Raw genomic sequence first — 22,802 nt, 5'->3', positions numbered from 1 at the left:
TAACCCGCAGAGAAAAAGGTTGTTGTTTCCATGATTTCTGTCGAACGCATGCGCCGCCTCGGTGGCGTCTCGCTCATCGCCCTGTCCACCCTGGCCGCCGTCGCAATGATCGACCCGCTGGCCGGTCCGGCGCACGCCCAGAGCACGGAAGTCCAGCCTCCCTTCGCCGCTGCCGTTCCCAACGGTGCCCCGATGTCCTTTGCAGACCTGATCGAGAGCGTCAGCCCGGCCGTGGTGACCATCCAGGCGGAAGGCAGCGCAGACCCGCAGGGTGCCGGTCCGGACCTGGAAGGCATGCCGCCGCAATTCCGCGAATGGCTGGAGCGCCAGTTCGGCGACCGTTCGCCGAGCCAGCCGACGCCGCGCCAGTCGCTGGGATCGGGCTTCTTCATCTCTGCGGAAGGCCATATCGTCACCAATCACCACGTTGTCCGCGGTGCCGACCAGATCACGATCGGCATGAGCGATGGCGAAGAATACGAAGCGCGCATCATCGGTACGGACGAGCAGACCGATCTGGCGCTGCTGCAGGTCGAAGCCGATATCGACTTCCCCTATGTCAGCCTGGACACCGAGCATGATTACCGCGTCGGTGACTGGGTCGTGGCCGTGGGCAATCCCTTCGGTCTTGGCGGCACCGCCACGGCGGGGATCATCTCCGCCATCGGCCGCCCGATCGGCAATTCCACCTATAACGACTTCATCCAGGTCGATGCCCCGATCAATCGCGGCAATTCCGGCGGTCCGACCTTCGACCTCAATGGTCGCGTGATCGGCGTGAACTCGCAAATCTTCTCCCCGACCGGCGGCAATGTCGGCATCGGTTTCGCCATCCCCTCCGATGTGGCCGCGCGGATCATCGACGACCTGCTCGACGATGGCCGTGTGGCCCGCGGCTGGCTCGGCGTGTCGATCCAGAATGTGACCGACGATATCGCCCAGGCCCTGGAGCTGGACGAGACCCGCGGCGCCATCGTGTCGTCGATTGTCTCCGGTGGTCCGGCCGACCAGGCCGGGTTCGAGCGCGAGGATGTCGTGCTGGAGGTCAATGGCGAGGCTGTCGAGACCTCCCGCGACCTGACCCGGCGTATCGGCGATATCGCGGTCGGTGAGACCGTGCGCTTCCGCATCATCCGGGATGGCCGCGAACGCACGCTCCGCGCCACGCTGGGTGACCGCCCGACCGATGATGAACTCGATGCGATGCAGAGCGGCACGCAGGTCCCGGTCGAGGTCCGCTATTTCGGCATGAGCCTGGTGGAACTGAGCGAAGAAGACCGGGCCGTGCGCGGTCTGGACGAGGACACGCCCGGCGTCGTCGTGGACGATCTGGAGCGGGGCAGTGAAGCCGCGCGCAAGGGTCTGACCACGGGCGATGTCATTCTGGAAGCGGGCGGTGAGCCCGTTGCGACGCCGGACGCGTTCAGCGCCGCCGTCGATGAGGCTCGCGAGGATGGCCGCAGCGCCATTCTCCTGCTGGTCGAGACGCGGGGCGGTCAGCGCTATGTGGCGCTGCAGCTCGACGCGGAAGAATAGGAGAAAATCCGTGCGCATTCTGATTGTTGAAGACGACCGCGAAGCGGCGAGCTACATCCGCAAGGGCCTGCGCGAGAGCGGCCATGTCGCCGATCACGCCGCCGATGGCGAGGAGGGTCTGGAAATGGCCCGGGCGGCGGATTACGACGTGCTGGTCGTCGATCGCATGATGCCGCGCATGGACGGGCTGACCATGGTCAATTCCCTGCGCAAGGACGAGGACCGCACCCCGGTGCTGATCCTCTCCGCCCTGGGCGAGGTGGATGACCGCGTGGAAGGCCTCAAGGCCGGCGGCGACGACTATCTGGTCAAGCCCTATGCCTTCGCCGAGCTGCTGGCCCGGGTCGAGGCCCTGGCCCGCCGCCGCGATCCGGAAACCGTGCGCACCAAGCTGGTGGTCGGGGATCTGGAAATGGACCTTCTGGCCCGCACCGTGATGCGCGGCGAAGAGGAGATCCTGCTGCAACCGCGCGAATTCCGCCTGCTGGAATTCCTCATGAAGCATTCCGGCCAGGTGGTGACCCGCACCATGCTTCTGGAGAAGGTCTGGGACTATCATTTCGACCCCCAGACCAATGTGATCGACGTGCACATCTCGCGTTTGCGCTCGAAGATCGACAAACCCTATCCGCGTGCACTCCTGCACACGGTGCGGGGTGCCGGCTACCGCCTCCAGGCCTAGCCGGGACGGATGGCGCGCCGCTCGACAGCCTTTCTCAGGACAACAGCGTTCCGGCAGACCCTCCTGTCGGCAGCGCTGTTTGCCCTGTCCAGCTTCGTCACCCTGGGCTTCGTGTATGCGGCCTCGGCGGGGATGATGCTGCGCCGGGCGGATGCGGCCATCAATGAAGAGGTCGAAGTGCTCGACCAGCGCTTCCAGGCGGGCGGGATCGCCACGGTGAACCGCTATATCCTGCAGCGCACCGTCGGCGGTGGTGCCGATTATCTCTATCTCCTGATCAATCCCAACGGACGCACCATGTCCGGCAATCTGACCGGCCTGCCGAATGTGCAGCCCGATGCCGAGGGACGCCTGCAATTCACCTATCGCCGCCCGCTGGCGTCCGGCGGGGTGGGCGAGGGGGAGAAGGATGACCGCACGGCGCGGGGCCAGATCATCAATCTGCCCTCCGGCTATTACCTGTTTGTCGGCCTGGATGTGCATGAGGAGACGCGGCTCGTCTCGCGCATGCTCAACACCATCCTGGCGGCCTCGGCCCTGGCCCTGGCTCTCGGTGTGGCGGCGGGGATTTTCGTCAGCCGGCGCTTCGTGCGCCGTCTCGACCGGATCAACAATGTCGCCCGGCGCGTGCGGGCCGGCGATCTCCAGCCGCGCGCCCCGCGTACCTATTCCGGTGACGAACTGGACGAGCTCTCCGAGAATTTCAACAACATGCTGGACCGGGTCGAGGCGCTGATGCTGCGCATGCGCCATACCGGCGACAGCATCGCCCATGATTTGCGCACCCCGCTGACCCGGATGCGCAACCGGCTGGATGAAGCCCTGCGCGAGGATGGCGATCTGGAAGCGCGTGAACAGGCGCTGGAGCGCGCGGTCGCCGACACGGACGAGCTGCTGGGCATTTTCAACGCCATCCTGTCCCTGTCGCGGCTTGAGGCGGGCGAAAGCCGCGCCTCCATCGTGCGCCTGGACCCGGCCGATATCGCCGGCGATCTCGCCGAACTCTACGAGCCGGTGTGCGAGGATGAGGGGCTGGCCTTCGACAGCGAAATCCAGTCCGGCCTGTGCATGCTGGGTGATCGCGGCCTGGTCTCCCAGGCGCTCGCCAATATCCTCGACAATGCGGTCAAGTACACGCCGGAGGGCGGGGCGGTGACCCTGCGCCTGCGCGAGACCGGGGACGGGATGATCGAATTCTCCGTCACCGATACCGGGCCGGGCGTGCCGGATGCGGACCGCGACCGGGTCGTGCAGCGCTTCGTCCGTCTGGACAATTCGCGCACCCTGCCGGGCTCCGGTCTCGGCCTGTCGCTCGTCCAGGCCATCACCGATGTCCATAATGGCCGCTTCGAACTGGCCGAAGGACCCGGCGTGGTGGCTGACGGCCATGGTCCGGGCCTGCGCGCCGCCCTGGTCTTCCCCAAGGCCCCCGCCGAGACGTAATCGGCTGCCAGGGCTTCACCTGTCCGCCGGATCAGGTCAGTTTGCCTGCCATGACTGATACACCGCTCCTTTCGTCCGATCTGCCGGTCCCGCCGGGCCGCAACGGGGCCCGCTGTGCCCATATCCTGGACGGGCTGGAGGAGACGGTGCGGACACCGCTGGCGCCGGCGCGGGATTTCCTGTTGGGCGTGTTCGATGCCGCGCCCTATCTGGGACGGCTGGCGCAGCGGCGGCCGGCAACGCTGGCCGCCTGTGCCACGGCCACGCCGGAGGCGCTGATTGATGCGGCGATCGACAATCTGCGCATTGCCGGTGAAGCGGCCCCGGACAAGACGGCCCTGGATGCCGCGCTGCGGGCCGCCAAGGCCGATTCCCATCTGGTGATTGCCCTGGCCGATCTGGCCGGCCGCTGGCGGGTGGAAGAGGTCACCGCTGCCCTGACCCGGCTGGCCGATGCCGCGGTCGCGGCAGCGCTGCTGGCCCATGTCCGCTTCATGGCGGAGGCCGGCCGTGCTGTGCCGCCCGCCGATCCCGCCAACCCGCTGCCCGGCCTGTTCGTGCTGGCGCTGGGCAAGATGGGGACGGGCGATCTCAACTATTCGTCCGATATCGACCTAGTCATCTTCTATGATGCCGAGCGTCTGGTGATGCCCGAGGGGCAGGAGCCCCGCCAGCGCCTGCCGCGCCTGGTGCAGGCCGTCTCAAAATCCCTGCAGGACGTGACCGAAGACGGGTATGTCTTCCGGGTCGATCTGCGCCTGCGGCCTGATCCGGGTGCCACCCCGGTCGTGATCTCCACCGATGCCGCGCTGAACTATTATGAAAGCCTGGGCCAGACCTGGGAGCGGGCGGCCTGGATCAAGGCACGCGCCTGTGGCGGGGATGCGGAGGCGGCCGCGGACTTCCTGGCCCACATGCAGCCCTTCATCTGGCGGCGCTCGCTGGATTATGCGGCGGTCGATGACATTCGCGGTCTGGCCCGCCAGATCCAGACCGTGGGCCGGCGCGCGGAAATCCGACCGGCCGGACATGATCTGAAACTGGGACGGGGCGGGATCCGCGAGATCGAGTTCTACGCCCAGATTCCCCAACTCGTCTTCGGCGGGCGAAACGCGCCGCTCCGCAAGCCGGCCACCCTGGACGCGCTCCGGGTGCTGGCCGAGTTCGACATCATCGAGGCCGATGCCGCGGATTCACTGGCGTCGGACTATCGCGATCTGCGCGCCTGGGAACACCGGATCCAGATGCGCCAGGATGAGGCCAGCCAGACCATCCCGGAGAGCGAGGAGGCGCGGGCCGCGCTGGCCGCCCTGGCCGGGTTCGACACGCGGGCGGCGTTCGAACAGGCGGTGGAGACCTGCCTGCGGCGGGTGCACGGGCATTTTTCCGACCAGTTCGCGGATGACAAACCGCTCGCCTCGGCGGCCGGGACGCTGATCCTGACCGGGGTGGAGCCGACACCGGACACGCTGAAAACCCTGGAAGCGCTGGGCTTCACGGAACCGGACGCCGTCTGGAAACGCCTCAATGCCTGGTCGGCGGGCCGGGTGCGGGCAGTGCGCAGTACCCGGGCGCGGACCCTGTTTGCCCGCATCGCCCCGCAATTGGTGGACCGGATGTCGGCGACCGGGGAGCCGGATGCGGCTCTGGTCCGCTTTGCCGGCTTTTTCGAAAGCCTGCCCATGGGCGTGCAGCCGCTCTCCCTCCTGTCCAACGAGCCGGGCCTGGCGGCGGATCTGATCGGCATTCTGACCCTGGCCCCGCGCATGGCGACCGATCTGGCGCGGCGGCCCAACCTGCTGGACGCGATGCTGGACCGGCGTTTTTCCGTACCCCTGTCGGAGGAACCGCCCGGTGCTTTCGCGCACCTCATGAAGGACGCGATGGAGCGGGCCGGCGGCTATGAGGAGGCGCTCAATGCGGCGCGTCGTCTGGTGCGCGAGGAACGCTTCCGCATCGGCGCCCAGATCCTGCGCGGCCAGGTCGATGCCGACAGTGCCGGCATGGCGTTCACCGAGATGGCAGAGGTCGCCCTGCACGCCATGGCCGAGGCGGCGCAGGCGGAGACCGAGCGCCGGTTCGGCCCCAAGCCGGGCTGTTATTCCATCCTCGGCATGGGCAAGCTGGGCGGACGGGAGCTCGCTTCTGACAGCGATCTGGACATGATGATCATCTATCAGGCTGACGGCGAGGGCGGCGAGGCCCAGTCCTGGTTCGGCCGCTTCGCCCAGCGCCTGATCAGCGCCATTTCCGCCCCGACCGAAGAGGGCGATCTGTTCGAGGTCGACATGCAATTGCGGCCTTCGGGCAAGGCGGGGCCGGTGGCGGTCAGCATCAACCGGTTCGAGGGCTATTATCCCGGCGAGGCCTGGACCTGGGAAATGATGGCACTGACGCGCGCCCGCGTCGTCGCCGGGGATGATGAACTGGCCCGCCGCGTCGAAGCCGCGATCCGCGCCGCGCTGACGGAATACCGGGACGGGCGCGGCGTGCGCGAGGACGCCCTGTCCATGCGCAAGAAGCTGGAGGAGGCCAAGCCGGCCAAGGGGATCTGGGATCTGAAGGCCCGGGCGGGCGGAATCCAGGACATCGAATTCATCGCCCAGACCCTGCAGCTCATCCATGCGCCGCGCCGGGACGTGCTGCGGCCGCCGACCAAGGTGGCTTTGCGGGCGCTGCAGGATGCCGGCGCCCTGCATGCCCGGGATGCGGCGGTGCTGACGGGCAATCTGGAGCTTTATCTGGGCCTGTTGCAGATGCTGCGCAGCGCCCACGGGTCGGGCTTTGATCCGGCCACGGCCAGTGCCGGTTTCGCGGAACGCCTGGCCGGCCTGGCGGGCCTGCCGGACCTGGACGCCCTGGCTCTGGATCTGGAAGGCCGCACCCAGGCGGTCCGCAAGCTGTTTCGCAGGCTGATCGGAAAAATCTGAGTGTGTCGCGACGGAATGCCGTCACCCGTGCGTTGAATATTCAGCGAGGCGGACAAGACAAAGGATTTCTCCTCATGAAACATTCCAAGCTGATCATTCTGCTGGCCGGGTCGAGCCTGATGCTGGCTGGAACCGCCGCTCAGGCCCAGGGCCCGCATGGCGGACATCATGGTGATCGCGGCCGCGGGGGACCGGGTCATGCGATGATGATGCTGCGCGCGGCTGACGCCAATGGCGACAATTCCATCACCGCGGCCGAAGTCGATGCCCTCCAGACCGAGATGTTCGACTGGATGGACCGCAATGCCGACGGTTTCCTGGACGAGGCGGACGAGAACCCGATGCGCGCCCGCATGCGGGCGATCCGGGAGGCGGACCGCGCCGAGCGGGGCGATGATGCGCCGCGCGAAGGTCGTGGGCACCGTCGTGGCCGGGGCGGGCATGGCGGCATGCCGCCGCACCTGCGCGCCGACGCCAATGAGGATGGCCGGGTTTCCCGCGCCGAATTCCTCGAGCGAGACAACACCCTGTTCAACCGCCTGGATGCGGACGAGAATGGTGTGGTGACCCCGGAGGAACTGGATGCCGCCGTCGAGCAGCGCCGGGAACGCCGTGAAGACCGCCGCCGCTGGTGGCGCAACTGAGGTCACAATGTTTGACGGACGCGGTATGGATATAGGCCAATCGCCTCAGACACGCCTGGCTTCCCGCCGCGTCCGCGAACAAGGGGACGCGTCCGATGATGATGCGCTGATGTCCCGGATCGCCCAGGGCGACCGGGACGCGGCCCAGACCCTGATGACGCGTCATCTGCCACGGATCCTGGGCCTCGCCCGTCGCACGCTGGGTGACGGGATCGAGGCCGAGGATGTCGCGCAGGAGACCTTCATCCGGGTCTGGAACGCGGCCGGGCGCTGGCAGACCGGGCAGGCGCAGGTGTCCACCTGGATGTGCCGGATCGCGATCAATCTCTGTTATGACCGGCTGCGCAAGCGGCGTGAGGTCCTGACCGATGAAGTGCCCGAACAGGCCGATGAGGCGCCGGACCAGGAAATGGTCATGCGCCGGGCCGAGACGGGCGACCGCATTGCCCGGGCTCTGCGCGACTTGCCCGACCGGCAAAGACAGGCGATCGAACTCGTCCACTTCCAGGAAATGAGCAATATCGAGGCTGCCGAGATCATGACGGTGTCGGTCGATGCGCTTGAATCCCTGCTGGCCCGCGGCCGGCGCAAACTGAAGACCATCCTGGCCGGAGATGCATCCGGCCTGATGGAAAGCTATACAGGGCCCTCTACGGCCCGGCATGGTGCAACATGATGAAGCAAGACCGGTTTTTCGAGATCATTGAGGCCTATGGTGCCAATCCGGCCCGCTGGCCGGAGGCGGAGCATGACGCCATGCTCGCCTTCATCGACGCCTATCCGGACACCGTCGGGGAGGCCCTCGCCGAGGCGGCCGCCCTGGATGCGATGATGGAAGCGGACGAGGTCATGCCCTCCGACCTGTTGCAACGGCGGATCCTGAAAGCCTTTCCGGCCGCACCGGCTGCGACACCGGTCGCCCGGCCGCGCTGGCAGATTCCGGTGGCCGCGGCTGCGGCCTTGCTGGTCGGCGTGTTTGCCGGCTTTGCCAGCGGTGCGCTGACGGCGTCGGACAGTACAATCGACGACATCGTCTATGCCGATGCGTTCAATGGACTCGACCAGGACTGGGTCGACTGGCTGGGAGGTGATGTGTGAGACCGTCCACACCCTGGATCATTGCGCTTCTCGTGTCCGTGCTCGCCAATGGCGCGCTCGCGGGCTTCCTGATTCACCGCACGGCGGACGGGCCCGACTGGCGGCCGCGTCATGCCCATGATGACGGCCCGCATCACGAGCGTCGCCGCGGAGGACGCGGCGGACCGGCGGAGGGGTTCGACATGCGCAGCTTCCTCTTTGCCCTGCCGGACGAGGCCCGTGACGAGGCGCGCACGCGCCTGCGCGCCGGGCTGGAGGACATGCGGCCGCATTTCGAGGCCAATCGCGAAGCCCGGCAGCGCCTGGAAGCCTTGCTGGTGGCCGAAACGCTGGACCCGGAAGCCGTCTCTGCGGAACTGGCCGAGATGCGGGCGGCCCGGGAAGTCCTGGAACTGAACCTGGAACGGGTCGTGCTGGATATTGTCGCGGATCTGGATCCGGAGGTGCGGGCTGCGGCGATCGAGGCTGGTCGCGGTTCCTGGCATCGCCGCCGTCACAGGGACGGGCCACGCGGCGACCGCCCGCCACCCGGGGACGAGCCCGGCCGGTAGGATGGTCCAAGAGAAAAGCCCGGCTGCACGTGCAGGCCGGGCTTTTTCGTGTCCGTATCCGGAAGGAGGATCAGCCCTTGCGGCCGGCGATGGCGGCATCGCCATCGACGAATTCATCCTCGGCCTCGAACTCGATATCATCGCCGTCCAGCGCATCGCTGAGCAGGCTGGCCACGCGGGCCATGTCGGCATCGGCGGGGTGCTCCTCGGCCTCATAGCGCGCGATCAGGGCCGCATCGACCTCATCGAGAAGGGCGGCTTCGTCCGCCTCTTCCTCCGCCGCCAGCGGGGCGTTCGGAGCCGGCTGCATTTCCAGATCGGTGATGTCTTCGCCGGCTTCCACGCGCGCCAGCGAGGCCGGGTCGAGCGGCTGGTCCTGGCTGATCGGAATGACGACGGTCACGGTGGTGCCTTCGCCCAGCACGGAATCAATGCTCAGCGTGCCGCCATGCAGTTCGACCAGGGATTTGGACAGGGCGAGGCCCAGGCCGGAGCCCTGGTAGGACTTGGAGTGCTGGCTTTCGATCTGTTCGAAGGGACGGCCCAGGCGCGGCAGGTCGTCCTTGGCAATTCCGATCCCGGTATCGCGGATCTGGAAGGCCACACCGAGACCGGACATGAAGCCGTGCACCGTGACGCGACCGCCTTCCGGCGTGAACTTCACCGCGTTGGAGACCAGATTGATCATGACCTGTTTGAAGGCGCGCGGATCGACATCCATTTCCGGCAGGTCGGAGACGTCGGCGCGCAATTGCAGGCGCTTTTCCTCGGCGCGGCCGCGGACGATGCGGATGGACTGCTCGACCAGCTCGCTGGCATCGGTCGGTTCCGGTTGGATCTGGAATTTGCCGGCCTCGATCTTGGACATGTCCAGAATGTCGTTGATCAGTTCCAGCAGGTGCTGGCCCGAGGTCAGGATGTCCTTCATGTAGCCGGTATAGCGCTCATCCCCGAGCGGGCCGAACATCTCCTTGAGCATGATCTCGGAGAATCCGTTGATCGCGTTCAGCGGCGTGCGCAGCTCGTGGCTCATATTGGCCAGGAATTCGGACTTGGAGCGGTTGGCTTCCTCGGCGCGGATCTTTTCCGTCTCGTATTTGCGGGCGAGCTCGGCGATGCGGGCCTGGGAGCGTTTGAGGTCGTCGACCGTGCTGCGCAACTGGGTCTGGTTGTCCGTCAGCGCGGCTTCGTGGCGCTTCATGTCGGTGATGTCGGCACCGACCGAGACGAGGCCGCCATCCGCCGTGGCGCGGTCGGAATAGTGCAGCCAGCGGCCATCGGCCAGCTCGATCTCGTAGGACTGCTTGTCGTCATCGCCGCCCAGCACGGCCTTGATGGCCCGTGAGGCGGCCTGTTCGACATCATCATAGGACATGCCCGGACGCAGCGTGCCCTCGGCAAAATCGAACAAATCGCGGAATTTCCGGTTCCAAAGGACGAGCCGGCGGCGGCTGTCCCACAGGACGAAGCTCTCCGACATGGATTCCAGGGCGGCGCGCAGGCGGGATTCGGCGGCGGCGACGCGGGCCTGGGCGCCCTTGCGTTCGGTGACATCCAGCGCCACGCCGACAATGCGGGCCGACGGGCTGCCGGCACCGCCGGAAACGATGCGGCCGCGGACCTGGAGCCAGACCGGCGCATGGGCGGCGAGGACTTCCAGATCGATCTCGCCGCCATTCGGCGCGCCGCGCAGCGAGGCGCGCAGGCGTTCGCGGTCCGGGCGGGAGAAGAGGCGCAGGAAGTCCTGGCCGGTACACTCAATGGCGCCTTCCAGGCCGAGGATGCGGGCCAGGCTGTCCGTCACGAAAACGGTGTCGGCATCCGGGTTCCAGTCCCAGACGCCACAACGCGCGCCTTCGATGGCGACGCGGAAGCGCTGTTCATTGTCTTCCAGTTGCTGGCGCGTGGATTTCAGGCGGCCCATCTGCATGAAGATCAGGGCGGACAGTCCGGTCGCCACGAAGATCGGGGCGATGAACATCAGCCCGTAGAAGGAAATGGTGCGGTACCAGGCGTTCTGGTTGATGCGCATGGCGCCGAGCGCATAGACGCGCAGATCCGTGCCGGAAATCGGTGCCACAGCGAAGGTGACGCGCTCCTCGCCGAACCGGGCGTCGGAGGTCGCGCCGCCGCCACCGTCGGCCAGGCGTTCGATAAGACCGGCATCGAGGCCGAAGCGTTCGGCCAGCGGGGTGCCGGGGCGGGCGGTCCGCATTTGCGGACGAATGGCCAGCATGCCGCCATTCTGGTCGGCCAGGGCGACCACGCGATTGTCACCCCAATCGGGCAGGATGGTGTCGGCGCTGAGCCGGGCCACGAAGGCGCCGACCGTGCCGTCGGACAATTGGGCAGGAACGGCCAGGATGAGATGGGCGCGCTCGCCATCGACAATCTCGGCGGACAGGCCGGAGGGCGAGTCCAGCGCCGTGCCGGCGGCTTCGCGCAGCCCGGGGGCCACTTCGACCGCCGAGACGGTACGGCCATCGGGCAGGAGCAGGGCGACGTCCTCGACAATGTCGGATTCCCCGATGGCGCTCAGACGGGCGCGGGCGGCGGGGACGATCTCGTCGAGCGGCGTGTCGCGCAGATCGGCGCTGGCGAAGGAGAGGGCGTAGCGCGCCTCGGCCATGCGGGCGGTGACGCGTTCGGCGAGATAGCCGGCCGCATTGGCCTGGGAGCGCTCGGCCTCGGTGACCAGGGTTTCGCGCTCCTGCTGGATCTTCACCAGGAGAATGCCGCCATAGGCGAGGGTGAAGAGGAGCATGGCCAGCACGATCCAGATCGCACCGGTGCCGCGCTTGGTATTCGGAATGTCCGACTCGGGTTTGCGGATATGCGATTTCGTTCCCCCCACGGAGGAACGCGCCGCCGGGTCCGGGGACCGGCGTGTATCGAACCGCATCTGATTCATCTCATCAAACTAGGGTGCGTCGGCCGCCCGTGTCGACTGCCGATCAACCTTCCGTTCCGGTGCCGGACGCATTCTCCGCGCCGTCATCCTCTGTCTTGTCTTTTTGCCGGCTCTTGCGGCGTTCCGGCCCCTTATAGGTGGCCTTGTCCGGGTCGGCCCGCCGGCGGTCCGGTCCGAAATAGGATTTGTTGCGAATGAAGGGGCGCGGCTCGTTGATCACGGAGGCGATCTTGGAGAACATTTCCTTTGCCGTGACCGGCTTGCAGCAGAATTCCGTCACACCGGCATCGCGGGCTGCCATGACCCGGGATTTTTCCGAGTAGGCGCTCAGCATGATGATTGGAACCAGCGGGTTGGGGCTGTCATCCGCCGTCCGGACCAGGCGCACGAAGTCCAGCCCGTCCAGGATGTCCATCTGGTAGTCGGTGATGATGATGTCGACCGCATCCGACTTCACGAGGTCGAACGCGTCGGCCGGGTCGCGGGACTCGTGGATCTGCTTGATGCCGAACCCGTGCAGGATGGTGCGCAGGATGGTCAGCATATAGCCATTGTCATCGACAATGAGTGTCCGAACGCGACTGAAGTCAGCAGCCATGGGGTCGTTCCGTTACATTCGTCAGGCCGCACGGTTAGGATTGATTCGCGACCCTTTCAGCTCTTTTAGCGCGACAGGCTTACCGAAATAGTAACCCTGCCCATAGCGCACACCCAGCGATGTCATGTGGCGGGCGCAGGCTTCGGTCTCGATGCTTTCGGCGATCGCATCCGCGCCCATGGCATTGACCAGGCCGACCATGCCGCCCAGCAGGCGTTGGTCACGCTCGGTCCTGTCATGGCGGCGGATATAGCTGCCGTCGATCTTGACCATGTCGATCGGGAAATCGCGCAGATAATTGATACCGGCCACGCCGGCACCGAAATCATCCAGGCAGACCGTGTGGCCGCGGGCCCGGATCTTCGCGATCACGGCATTGGCGGCCTTGGGGTTTTTGATGCTGGCCGTCTCGGTCAGTTCGAAAATGAGGCGCGACCGGTCGATCTTCAAATCGGCCAGCAAGGCCAGGAATTTCTTCGCCCAATTGGTATTGGACAGGGATTTGCCCGACAAATTCACGGCGAGGGCGGGGCGGTCATAATCCTCGCGCAGGAAGCTCGCCGCGATTTCGGTCATGGCATAGTCGATCTCGTAGATCAGACCGGTGCTTTCGGCGAATCCGACACTGTCCTGCACAGGACGCCCGCCCGGCAGACGCAGCAACAGCTCGTAATGATGGACCTGCCCGGTGGCCAGTTCGATGACCGGCTGGGCATGGGGTTCCACGACACGGCCGGCGATCGTCGTACGCAGCTCGGTCATGCGCTGCTTGGTTTCCGCGAGCATTTGGGCCGCGGCTTCCTGCAGCGAGATCACGTCCAGGTTTTCGCCGCTTTCGGCCACCGTATTGATGGCGTGCAGGAAGGCCTGGACCGTGGTTTGCGGATCCAGTTCGGGCGCGTCGCATACGGACGCCAGAGAGATTCTGACTTCTTCCAGCTCGAACGCATCGAGCGTTTTGCGGACTTCCTGTTTCAGGGCCTCAACATCCATGTCCCGCGAGTGGATCAGCGCCGTCCTGTGCGCATCGATCGGGCGGGCCACCCCGTCAGGGCCGACCGACATCAGGCAAGTCGCCGCGATGGATTGGTGCAGACGGTGGGCGTCATCCTGACCGAGCAGACGGTCACAATCATCATCGCACTCAAGGGTCAGTAGCGACATGGACAGTGGCTTGCTGTTCTCGCGGGCGCACCGGATGGCCTCGATGGCGCTGCGTTCGAAGGCCTCCGGGTCGATTTCGTCCGGGGCATCCATGGCGTCGAAGGTCAGGGTCCAGCGCACCCGGTCGGAATCGTCCAGCACCCAACCGCTCAGCTGCGCCCGGCGTCCCTTGATCGCGATGCCGGCAGGGCCGAGCCGCCGATTGGACCGCCGCCGCTGCAACAGGGCCCGGAAAATGGGCCGGGAGGTCGGGTCGAGACGGGCTTCAAGCCGGTCGGGCTGGTCCTCCGGTCCGTCGGGCAGGGCCGCTGTGGCGCCGGCAGCAAAGGTGATCTGGCCGTTCAGATCCGTCTCGACGAGAATGTCGGACGCCGCAAAAGCAAAGGAGAGGAAGCGGTTACGCTGTTCAACGAGGGGCATGCACACATCCGGGATACAGGGCACAGACCGGCCAGTTTCACGAGCATTCCTTATGCGGTGATTAAAATTGTAGGCAGTTGGCTAGGCCGCTTCCTGGGAATTGGAATTATGCTTTCCGGAAGGTTTCGTATTGACCTGTTTGAGGATGTCCGCGGCTGAACGGCTCAGCTCGGCGATGGCGGGGGGCAGGTCGGCATCTTCCCGCGCCATGTCGACCAGGCTCTCTGCCAGTGCCATCAGGCGCGGCGCATTGGCCATCAGCCGGGCCTGGGCCTCGATCCGGTTCGGGTCGCGGTCATATTCGGCGGCGGGTACCCGCCAACCGCCCCAGTCCATGCTCTCGGTCACGATGACCGGAAAGGTGCCGGGGAAGGGGTGGCGCGCGCATTCCTCGGCGGATTGCCACTTGTTCTTGGCCCGCAGGACGCGCCAGTGGTCGGCATCCAGGCTTTCCACCTGCTCGGTGGCCAGCTCGTCGGCGGTGAAATCCCGGCCCAGACCGCAATCATAGAAGACGCGGACCGGTTCCTCGACATCCTTCACCCATTGCGGCTTGACCTGTTCGATCAGGGCCCAGGTTCCCACCGGGTAGACATAGACCCGTTGATGTTTGTGATAGACAGCCTTTGCCATGACCGGATCTCCCTCTCCAGGCGTATTGCAACAGGCCCAGGTTGAAACGGCGTGAACACGATCGGTCCAATTTGAGGTTTTGCCGTCTTTGTGTGCTTGGCCTGACGGTCCGCCCGCGCTATGTCGCGCACCATGACGACGCCCGCTCACCCTGATCGCCGCCTCTCCGTGGCCCCGATGATGGATTGGACCGACCGGCACTGCCGGGCGTTTCACCGTGTCCTGACGCGGCAGACCCTGCTCTACACGGAAATGGCGGTCGACAAGGCGGTGATCCACGGCGATCGCGACAAGCTGATCGGGTTCGAGGCGGACGAGCATCCCGTCGCCATCCAGCTGGGCGGGTCCGACCCGCAGGATCTGGCCGAAGCCAGCCGGATTGCCGAAGGCTATGGCTATCACGAGATCAATCTGAATGTCGGCTGCCCGTCCGACCGGGTCCAGTCGGGCCGTTTCGGTGCCTGCCTCATGCAGGAACCGCAACTGGTCGCCGATTGCGTCGCCGCCATGCAGGCGGCGGTCTCGGTCCCGGTGACGGTGAAATGCCGCATCGGTGTGGATGACCAGGAGCCCGAAGAGGCGCTCTTTGCCCTGGTGGACACGGTGCGCCAGGCCGGCGTGACCAGTTTCACCGTCCACGCCCGCAAAGCCTGGCTGAAAGGGCTGAGCCCGAAGGAAAACCGCTCCATTCCGCCGCTGGACTATGATCTGGTGCGCCGCCTCAAGGCCGAACGCCCTGAGTTGGAGATCATCCTCAATGGCGGTCTGGAAACGCTGGAGCAGGGCCTGGCCGAAACGCAGGAGCTGGACGGGATGATGATCGGCCGTGCCGCCTATCACACGCCCTTCATCCTGGCCGAGGCAGACAGCCGCGTCTTCGGTGCGGCGGCAGATCCTTTCGCCACACGGCTCGACGTGGTGGAGGCCTACAAGCCCTATATCGCCCGCCGCCTGGAGCAGGGCTCGCGCCTGCATGACATCACACGGCACATGCTGGGCCTGTTCACCGGGGAGCCCGGTGCGCGGATGTGGCGGCGCATCCTGTCCGAGAAAGCGCCCAAGCGGGGTGCCGGTCTCGAGATTGTTGACGAGGCCCTGGCGGCCGTAACCCGGCGGGATGAGGCCGCGTAGTTCATGACCGACATTGTGATCCTGGTCCTGGCCATGGCGGCCACGGGCGCCTTTGCCGGTCTGATTGCCGGCCTGTTCGGCATTGGCGGCGGCATCGTCATGGTGCCGGCGATGTATTACGCCTTCCTCTTCCTGGGCTATGACGATCCGCGCATCATGCAGGTCGCCGTCGGCACCTCGCTGGCCGTGATCATCGCGACCTCCCTGCGCAGCGTGAACGCCCATGCCAAGCGCGGTGCTGTCGATTTCGACGTGCTGCGCGGCTGGGCGCTCTGGATCATCATCGGCACGCTGATCGGCTCGCGGATCGCCCACATCATTCCCGGCTATATCCTGACCGGGATATTCGGCGGCATGGCGGTGATCCTGTCGGCGCAATTCTTCTTCGGCCGCCCGGACTGGACCCTCGCCAAGGAGATGCCCTCGGGCCCGCTGCGCTGGGTCCTGGGCGGCATTATCGGCATCCTGTCCGCCCTGATGGGGATTGGCGGGGGCGTCATGGGCGTGACCCTGATGACGTTGTGCGGCAAGCCGATCCACCGCGCCGTGGCGACGGCCGCCGGTTTCGGTGTCGCCATCGGCGCGCCGGGCGCGATCGGCTTCATCATCAATGGCTGGGGCCAGGACGCGGTGCCGTATTCTCTGGGCTATGTGAACCTGCCGGGCTTTGCCCTGCTGGCCGGCTCGGCCTTTTTCGTGGCGCCGCTGGGTGCAAAACTGGCCCATGCCCTGCCGGAGCGGACGCTGAAACGCTTCTTCGCCGTGGGGCTGGTGATTGTCGGCTGTCTGCTGGTGCGCGAGGCGATCCAGGCCGCCGGCTAGCGGCGCAGGATCAGGCGGTCATCGCGGATTTCCAGCCCGTCGAACTGGTTCAGGATGGACATGCCCAGCAGGGAGCGTCCTCCACCCTGGATGACCACGCCCGGGACATTCTCGAAACGGTGACCGGCCAGGTCGAGGGTCGGGATGATGACCGGTGCGGCCATGGCCTGGCCGGCAGCGGTCTGGACCGGCAGCATGAAGTCCAGATTCTGGGTCCGGATACCCACGGCGCGGGCGTCAACCAGATCGAGCGCGACCATGGAGGCCCCGGTATCGACCAGGAAGGTCACAGAGCCGCCATTCACGTCGGCATCGATATAGTAGTGCCCGTCCGGGCTGCGATTGAGGATGATCGAGCCGTCGGCAGCCGCCGCCATCAGATAGTCCGAGCCAGGGCCGGCATCACCCCAGACCCGCTCGATCTGCCAAGCATCATAGTCCCGGTCGACAAAGGCAATCGCGATGAAGGCGGCGCCGACACTGACCCAGGCCGCCAGATTGCGCCGGGCCAGATCCCGGCCGGCGATCGCCGTGGCGATGAAGGCAATGGTCAGCAGGAGACCGGCCATTGACCCCATCAGCAGCCGGGTCGGGGCCGCGACACTGCCCTCGAAGGGCCAGGCCAGAAAACGCAGGACCAGGAAGCCGAGCCCGAAGAAGACCAGGGCGAAAGTGGACTGGGCAGCAAGACGGCGCAGCATGTCAGGCTTTCCTCGCATCGCGATAGGCGGCTTCCCGCCCGGGCAGGGCGGCCATGATCGCGGCCCGCTCCTCATCCGTATAGCGCGTCCAGCGGCCCAGTTCTTCCATCGTCCGGAAACAGCCCACGCAGACGCCGGCTTTCGGATCGACGAAGCAGACCTGCACGCAGGGCGTTTTGACGGGGTTGCGGCTCATGCAGTGCAGCATTTCCTGCTGCTGGCATTGAGGCAAGTGCTTGCGACCGTGGGGGCAGGCGGAATAAGGTCCCGCTTTCCGGTGACTGGGGACTTCCATGGACGATCTTCTGCTGCAGGCCCGCAGCTTTGTGGGCCTTTTTGCGCTTGCAGGCATTGCCTGGCTGCTCAGCCCGAAGAAAAAATTCCCGGTCCTCCTGTTTGCTGGTGCCATCGGTCTGCAATTGCTGATCGCCTGGCTGCTTTACGCCTTGCCGCCCTTCCGCGCCTTTCTGGCCTCGCTCACCGGTGTCGTCGCCGTGCTGCAGGAGGTGACCAATGAGGGCGCACAATTCGTTTTCGGATATCTGGCCGGCAGTGAAGCGCCCTGGGAGAGCGATCCGGCGGGAGGCTCCGGTTTCCTCTTTGCCTTCCAGGCTCTGCCCATGGTCATCGTCCTGTCCGCCCTGTCGGCCCTGTTGTGGCGCTGGCGGATCCTCGAAGTCCTGGTGCGCGGCTTTGCCTATGCCTTCCAGCGCCTGCTGAACCTGTCCGGTTCGGCCAGCCTGGGCGCCGCTGCCAATATCTTCCTGGGCATGACGGAAAGCCCGGTCCTGATCCGGCCGCGCCTGCCGGACATGACCCGTTCGGACCTCTTCCTGATCATGACGGTGGGCTTCTCCACCGTGGCCGGTTCGGTGATGGCGCTCTATGTCAGCCAGCTTTCCGACGTGATCGATGGCGCGGCCGGCCATATCTTCACCGCCTCGCTGATCTCCGTGCCCGCCGCCGTTCTTCTGTCCCGCATCATGATGCCGGCGGAACCGCAGGGCGAGCAGCACCGGCTGAAGGAAAAGGTCCCGACCCAGATCTACCACTCCTCCATGGACGCGCTGACCACGGGCGTGTCGGACGGGATCCGGCTCTATTTCAACATCATCTTCATGCTGCTGGTCTTCACCTCGCTGGTCGCGCTGGTGAATGTGCTTCTGGGTCTCTTCCCGGACGTGTTCGGCGGCCCGCTGACGGCCGACCGCATCCTGGGCTGGCTGTTCGCGCCGATTGTCTGGCTGGCGGGCATCCCCTGGAGCGAGGCGACCACGGCCGGTTCCATCATGGGGCTCAAGACCGCGCTGAACGAGGTCTATGCCTATGACCAGCTCGCCCTCACCGGCGATGCCCTGTCCGACCGTTCGCGACTGATCATGACCTATGCCGTGTGCGGCTTCGCCAACTTCTCCTCGGTCGGCATCCTGACCGGCGGCCTCGTCGCCATCGCCCCGTCGCGCCGTGAAGACATCCTGCAGCTCGCTCCCCGCGCGCTGATCTCCGGCACGCTGGCCACGCTGATGACAGGTGCGGCTGTCGGTGCGCTGCCGCAGGGCTTGTTCGGCTAATCCCCGCGCCGCGGAAACAGCCGCGAGCGCAGCCAGCCCAGCGTGGAATTGCCCTTGAGGCTCTGCCGGTAGGCCGTGTCGAAGAAACGGTCCATGCCCGCCGGGTCGGCGAACATGTCGCTGCGCGCGCGCATGGGTTCGTCCGGATCGATGCGGCGGATCACCTTGGCCGGATTGCCCGCGACAATGGTGTACGGCTCGACATCCTTCACCACGACCGAGCGGGCGCCGACGACGGAATGCTCGCCAATCGTCACGCCCTTGCCGACATAGGCGCCATCGCCGATCCAGACATTGCGTTCCAGCTTGACCGGTTTCCAGTCCGGCTGCGGGTCGACGCGGTCATGGATGGAGTGCCAGTCGCAATCACTGATCGTCACGCGATTGGCGATCAGGCAGTCATCGCCCAGCTCGATGGAGCCGGCGGCCAGAAGCTTCGTGCCCGGCGCCAGAAAGACATGGCTGCCCAGGGTGATCCGGCCCGCCTGGGTTTGCGGCGCCCAGACGGTCAGGCGCACCGGATCGGCGGCCGTGGCGACGACATGGATGCGCTCGCCGGCGGTGATGTTGGGGCCGAACACCTCGACATGCCAAGGCAGGACGAACTTCGGATCCACGCCGATCGCGTCGAAATGCGGTGCCAGGAAATGCCGCGCCCAGGCATTCTCGAAACCTTCCCAGGCCTTGTGCATCCAATAGGGGCGGTGGTCGCGGCGCATCCGTGGGTCCGTTCAGCGTCTGGTTTTAGGGCTTGCCGCGGGCAGGCGCGGCAGGAATGCTGAGCGCAATCAGACAATAACATGCGCCGCCTGTCTCGGTTCCCGTGCAGGCCGGGCGCCGCGGAGGGATGATATGGACCACTCGGTCGTGATGACGGCAGAACAGGTGACCGCCTATCTGGATGAGGTGTTTCCCGCCTGGAGTTCCGGCGGCCTGGGGATCAAATCGATCACGCCGGGCTGGGCGGAGGTGACCCAGGAAGCGGGCCAGAACAATCTCCGCCCCGGCGGCACGGTGAACGGGCCGACCCTCTTCACCCTGGCCGATTTCGCTGCCTATGCCGTGATCCTGGGCCATGTCGGCGAGCAGGCCCTGGCGGTCACGACCAATCTCTCCATCAACTTCCTGCGCAAGGCCCCGCCGGGCGCCGTGATCGGCCATTGCCGCCTGCTGAAACTGGGCAAGCGGCTGGCGGTCACCGATTGTGACATCACCTCGGTTGAGACAGGGGAGTTGATCGCACAGGCCCATGCAACGTATTCCCTGCCGCCCACCAAGGCGTAAGAGAGAGCCATGAGCGAAGACACCGGTATTGATCCCATTGAAGCGGCCATCCTGAAACTGGTGTCCGAGGCCCCTGAAGGCCGTTCCATCTCGCCGGCGGATGTCGCCAAGGCGATTGATCCGGAACGCTTCAACCGCAAATTCGGCCATGTCCGCCAGGCCGCGATCCGGCTGGCGGTTGCGGGCAAGGTGACGATCCTGCGCAAGGGCAAGCCGGTCGAGGATCCGGAGAATTTCAAAGGCGTCTGGCGCATTGGCCGCGCCTGATCTCGACCCGCTTCTCGCCGAGATTCGCGCCTGCCGGCATTGCGCCGCGGCGCTGCCCCATGAACCGCGTCCGGTGATCCGGGCGTCCGCGACGGCGCGCATCCTGATTGTCGGCCAGGCACCGGGCACGCGCGTCCATGCCTCCGGCAAACCTTTCACCGATCCCTCCGGCGACCGTTTGCGCGACTGGATGGGGGTGGATGAAGACACGTTCTATGATGAAAGCCGGATCGCGATTGCGCCGATGGGCTTCTGCTTTCCTGGCCTGGACGCCAAAGGCGGGGATTTGCCGCCGCGCCGGGAATGCGCGCCGCTCTGGCAAAATCGGGTGAGGGCGGCCCTGCCGCGCGTCGGCCTGACCCTGCTGGTCGGCCAGTATTCCCAGCGCTATCACCTCGGTTCGCGCATGCACAAGACACTCACCGAGACGGTCCGGAATGCAATGAATTATGCGCCGGAATTCCTGCCCCTGCCGCACCCCTCCTGGCGAAATAATGCCTGGATTCGCAAAAACCCCTGGTTTGAGGCAAAAATTCTCCCGATGCTGCGATGCCGCATTGAAGAAATGTTATCATGAACCCGATTTGGGGCGGTTTAGAGCGCTTGAACGGAAGCTCGTGAAAGGGTATTCCAGCGCCGATTTCGCAGACATCTCTGCCATCGCTTCAAAAGGGTATGCCTGTAATGAGTGTTCTCGAGCATCCGTCTTTCGACAATCACGAGAAAGTTCTGTTCGCGACCGACGAGGTCACCGGGTTGAAAGCCATCATCGGTGTCCACTCGACGGCCAGCGGTCCGGCCTGCGGTGGTTGCCGCATGTGGTCCTATCCCAATTCCGAGGCCGCCCTGACCGACGTGCTGCGTCTGTCCCAGGGGATGAGCTACAAGAATATCATGGCCGACCTGCCGATCGGCGGCGGCAAATCCGTCATCATGAAGCCGGAAGGCGCCTTTGACCGCCAGGCCCTGTTCGAGGCCTTCGGCCGCGCCGTGGAAAGCCTCAACGGCCAGTACACGACCGCCGAGGATGTCGGCGTCAGCCCCGATGACATGATGGCCGTGCGCCGCTCCACCGAGTACGTCGTCGGTCTGCCGGAAGGCAAGGCGGCGTCGGGCGACCCGTCGCCGGTGACCGCTGACGGCGTGTTCCGCGGCATCCAGGTCTGCGCCGAGCGCGGTCTGGGCAAGCGCGACCTCAATGGCGTGAAAGTCGCCATCCAGGGCGCCTCGGGCCATGTCGGCACCTATCTCGCCGGCCATCTGGCCAAGGCGGGTGCCGATCTCTTCATCACCGACATCAACCAGGACGGTCTGGACAAGCTGAAGGCCGAATACGGCGCCACGATTGTCGGCCTGGACGAGATCTACGACCAGGATGTCGACATTTTCGCCCCGTGTGCGCTGGGTGCCGTGATCAACAGGGACACGATCGACCGCATCAAGGCGAAGATCATTGCCGGTGCCGCGAACAACCAGCTCGCCACCCGCGAAATGGGTGAGGAAGTCCTCAAGCGCGGCAAGATCTACGCGCCGGACTATGTCATCAATGCCGGCGGCATCATCAATGTGATGGGCGAGATTGCCGGTGATTTCGATCCGGCCTGGGTCAAGGGCAAGCTGGACGGTCTGGAAGCCACGCTGGGCGAAATCCTTGACCTGTCCGCCGACCAGGGCCGCCCCTCCAACCTCATCGCCGACGAGCTCGCTCGCCAGCGCATCGAGGAAAAGCGCGCTGCGAAACTGTCGAAAGTGGCCTAGCCCATTCCGGCAGACGCTGAAACCGAAAACCCCGCCTCATTGAGGCGGGGTTTTTGTTTGTGCGCTGATCAGTCGGGGATCGGGCCGTGCTTGGTGGGTTTGGTCGTGCTGGCCCCGGCCAGCTGGACCAGGAGAAGCACCAGACAGAGCAGGTAGGCGATATTGTTCACGAACCCTGCGGCGAACAGACGCAAATCGGGCTCGCCAGTGTCGAATTGGCTGAACAGGATCGAGAAGATCGCCATACCTGAAAACAGGAGGGCCACGGGCGCCAGGGCCAGGAAACCGGTCAGACCGCGATCATGCAGGCGCCGCGTCGTTGCCGCCGCGAGCAGAAGCGCGCCGATGAAGACGGACACACCCATCGGGATGAAAATCGCCGAAACGTCCGGCATGACGCCGGAGCCTGGCGCGATGGTCGCCGAGTAATGCCCGGGCGAGCGCTCGATATGAACAGCGTCGGGGTTTTCGGCCGCCAGGGCTTCGATGTCTTCGATCATGCCGCCGAAGCTGGCGGCCATGCCGATCATGCTGACAAGGAGGATCAAGCCGAGGACCAGGCCCGCATAGGGCCAGTAGATCCCCGCTGTCTCACGCCCCCTGAAATTCGTCAGGTTTTTCAGATTGTGCTGGATCGCCGCGATGAAAGCCATGATTT

23 protein-coding genes are annotated in these 22,802 nt (G+C 65.6%); 15 read left to right on the top strand and 8 right to left on the bottom strand.

All coding sequences use genetic code 11. From position 1 onward, the window contains the following. The first annotated feature begins 30 nt into the window (after positions 1–30). The 8 genes from FCS99_RS13125 to FCS99_RS13090 all read left to right on the top strand — a co-directional run bounded on the left by FCS99_RS13125 (position 31) and on the right by FCS99_RS13090 (position 8,884). Positions 31–1,536, top strand: a complete 1,506-nt coding sequence (locus FCS99_RS13125; protein WP_138513306.1) for a Do family serine endopeptidase — start codon at positions 31–33, stop codon at positions 1,534–1,536. After that, positions 1,505–2,218 (top strand): response regulator transcription factor, encoded by a 714-nt coding sequence (locus FCS99_RS13120; RefSeq protein WP_138513304.1) that lies wholly within the window; start codon positions 1,505–1,507, stop codon positions 2,216–2,218. Before FCS99_RS13125 ends, FCS99_RS13120 begins: the two co-directional genes overlap by 32 nt. A gap of 9 nt (positions 2,219–2,227) precedes the next feature. Further along, positions 2,228–3,661: a sensor histidine kinase gene (locus FCS99_RS13115; RefSeq protein ID WP_138513301.1), complete on the top strand. Its 1,434-nt coding sequence runs from the start codon at positions 2,228–2,230 to the stop codon at positions 3,659–3,661. 50 nt (positions 3,662–3,711) lie between these two features. Beyond that, on the top strand, positions 3,712–6,591 hold the full coding sequence (locus tag FCS99_RS13110; protein WP_138513299.1) for a bifunctional [glutamine synthetase] adenylyltransferase/[glutamine synthetase]-adenylyl-L-tyrosine phosphorylase: 2,880 nt from the start codon (positions 3,712–3,714) through the stop codon (positions 6,589–6,591). A 74-nt stretch (positions 6,592–6,665) separates the two neighbouring features. Continuing rightward, on the top strand, positions 6,666–7,235 hold the full coding sequence (locus FCS99_RS13105) for an EF-hand domain-containing protein (RefSeq protein WP_138513297.1): 570 nt from the start codon (positions 6,666–6,668) through the stop codon (positions 7,233–7,235). 7 nt (positions 7,236–7,242) lie between these two features. After that, positions 7,243–7,911: an RNA polymerase sigma factor gene (locus FCS99_RS13100; RefSeq protein WP_138513295.1), complete on the top strand. Its 669-nt coding sequence runs from the start codon at positions 7,243–7,245 to the stop codon at positions 7,909–7,911. Continuing rightward, the gene (locus tag FCS99_RS13095) at positions 7,908–8,333 is read left to right on the top strand and encodes a hypothetical protein (protein WP_138513293.1); all 426 of its coding nucleotides are present in this window, start codon (positions 7,908–7,910) and stop codon (positions 8,331–8,333) included. The genes FCS99_RS13100 and FCS99_RS13095 overlap by 4 nt, the downstream gene beginning before the upstream one ends. After that, the gene (locus tag FCS99_RS13090) at positions 8,330–8,884 is read left to right on the top strand and encodes a periplasmic heavy metal sensor (protein ID WP_138513290.1); all 555 of its coding nucleotides are present in this window, start codon (positions 8,330–8,332) and stop codon (positions 8,882–8,884) included. Before FCS99_RS13095 ends, FCS99_RS13090 begins: the two co-directional genes overlap by 4 nt. 70 nt (positions 8,885–8,954) lie before the next feature. Here the strand turns inward: FCS99_RS13090 and FCS99_RS13085 are convergent, their stop codons facing one another. The 4 genes from FCS99_RS13085 to FCS99_RS13070 form a co-directional block, all read right to left on the bottom strand. After that, on the bottom strand, positions 8,955–11,786 hold the full coding sequence (locus tag FCS99_RS13085; protein WP_233352827.1) for a PAS domain-containing sensor histidine kinase: 2,832 nt from the start codon (positions 11,784–11,786) through the stop codon (positions 8,955–8,957). Positions 11,787–11,838: 52 nt separating this feature from the next. Continuing rightward, positions 11,839–12,393, bottom strand: coding sequence for a response regulator (locus tag FCS99_RS13080; protein WP_138513288.1), 555 nt, complete (start codon positions 12,391–12,393; stop codon positions 11,839–11,841). A gap of 21 nt (positions 12,394–12,414) precedes the next feature. Continuing rightward, complete coding sequence (locus FCS99_RS13075; RefSeq protein ID WP_138513286.1) at positions 12,415–13,977, bottom strand: EAL domain-containing protein; 1,563 nt, start codon at positions 13,975–13,977, stop codon at positions 12,415–12,417. Positions 13,978–14,058: 81 nt separating this feature from the next. After that, on the bottom strand, positions 14,059–14,610 hold the full coding sequence (locus FCS99_RS13070) for a hypothetical protein (RefSeq protein ID WP_138513284.1): 552 nt from the start codon (positions 14,608–14,610) through the stop codon (positions 14,059–14,061). Positions 14,611–14,742: 132 nt separating this feature from the next. Between FCS99_RS13070 and dusA the strand changes: the two genes are divergently transcribed. Further along, positions 14,743–15,741 (top strand): tRNA dihydrouridine(20/20a) synthase DusA, encoded by a 999-nt coding sequence (gene dusA, locus FCS99_RS13065; protein ID WP_138513282.1) that lies wholly within the window; start codon positions 14,743–14,745, stop codon positions 15,739–15,741. Positions 15,742–15,744: 3 nt separating this feature from the next. Then, complete coding sequence (locus tag FCS99_RS13060) at positions 15,745–16,563, top strand: sulfite exporter TauE/SafE family protein (protein WP_138513280.1); 819 nt, start codon at positions 15,745–15,747, stop codon at positions 16,561–16,563. On the opposite strand, the gene FCS99_RS13055 is transcribed toward FCS99_RS13060, so the two are convergent. Continuing rightward, entirely contained in the window at positions 16,560–17,264 is a 705-nt protein-coding gene (locus FCS99_RS13055) for a retropepsin-like aspartic protease family protein (protein WP_171036375.1), read from the bottom strand. The two genes, FCS99_RS13060 and FCS99_RS13055, sit on opposite strands and share 4 nt — an antisense overlap. Before the next feature lies 1 nt (position 17,265). Next, on the bottom strand, positions 17,266–17,460 hold the full coding sequence (locus FCS99_RS13050; protein WP_138513276.1) for a DUF1289 domain-containing protein: 195 nt from the start codon (positions 17,458–17,460) through the stop codon (positions 17,266–17,268). 97 nt (positions 17,461–17,557) lie between these two features. On the opposite strand from FCS99_RS13050, the gene FCS99_RS13045 reads away from it, so the two are divergent. Next, positions 17,558–18,835, top strand: coding sequence for a NupC/NupG family nucleoside CNT transporter (locus tag FCS99_RS13045; RefSeq protein ID WP_138513274.1), 1,278 nt, complete (start codon positions 17,558–17,560; stop codon positions 18,833–18,835). On the opposite strand, the gene FCS99_RS13040 is transcribed toward FCS99_RS13045, so the two are convergent. Beyond that, a complete protein-coding gene (locus FCS99_RS13040) occupies positions 18,832–19,554 on the bottom strand; it encodes an acyltransferase (protein WP_138513272.1) in 723 nt (240 codons plus the stop codon). The two genes, FCS99_RS13045 and FCS99_RS13040, sit on opposite strands and share 4 nt — an antisense overlap. 133 nt (positions 19,555–19,687) lie before the next feature. On the opposite strand from FCS99_RS13040, the gene FCS99_RS13035 reads away from it, so the two are divergent. From FCS99_RS13035 to FCS99_RS13020, 4 genes are all read left to right on the top strand, one after another. Continuing rightward, on the top strand, positions 19,688–20,119 hold the full coding sequence (locus FCS99_RS13035) for a PaaI family thioesterase (RefSeq protein WP_138513270.1): 432 nt from the start codon (positions 19,688–19,690) through the stop codon (positions 20,117–20,119). 9 nt (positions 20,120–20,128) lie between these two features. Beyond that, on the top strand, positions 20,129–20,386 hold the full coding sequence (locus FCS99_RS13030) for a DUF3253 domain-containing protein (RefSeq protein WP_138513269.1): 258 nt from the start codon (positions 20,129–20,131) through the stop codon (positions 20,384–20,386). Beyond that, complete coding sequence (locus FCS99_RS13025) at positions 20,373–20,963, top strand: uracil-DNA glycosylase family protein (RefSeq protein WP_138513267.1); 591 nt, start codon at positions 20,373–20,375, stop codon at positions 20,961–20,963. Before FCS99_RS13030 ends, FCS99_RS13025 begins: the two co-directional genes overlap by 14 nt. Positions 20,964–21,070: 107 nt before the next feature. Continuing rightward, a complete protein-coding gene (locus FCS99_RS13020) occupies positions 21,071–22,144 on the top strand; it encodes a Leu/Phe/Val dehydrogenase (protein ID WP_138513265.1) in 1,074 nt (357 codons plus the stop codon). Positions 22,145–22,212: 68 nt separating this feature from the next. Here FCS99_RS13020 and FCS99_RS13015 read toward each other — a convergent pair whose 3' ends face one another. Beyond that, complete coding sequence (locus FCS99_RS13015) at positions 22,213–22,797, bottom strand: DUF805 domain-containing protein (RefSeq protein WP_138513263.1); 585 nt, start codon at positions 22,795–22,797, stop codon at positions 22,213–22,215. Between the last annotated feature and the right edge of the window lie 5 nt (positions 22,798–22,802).

Source organism: Maricaulis alexandrii (genome assembly GCF_005871165.1).
In the GTDB taxonomy this organism is placed as follows: Bacteria; Pseudomonadota; Alphaproteobacteria; order Caulobacterales; family Maricaulaceae; genus Maricaulis; species Maricaulis alexandrii.
The sequence above is the reverse complement of the archived record's forward strand: the minus strand, read 5'-3'. Positions and strand labels throughout refer to the sequence as shown.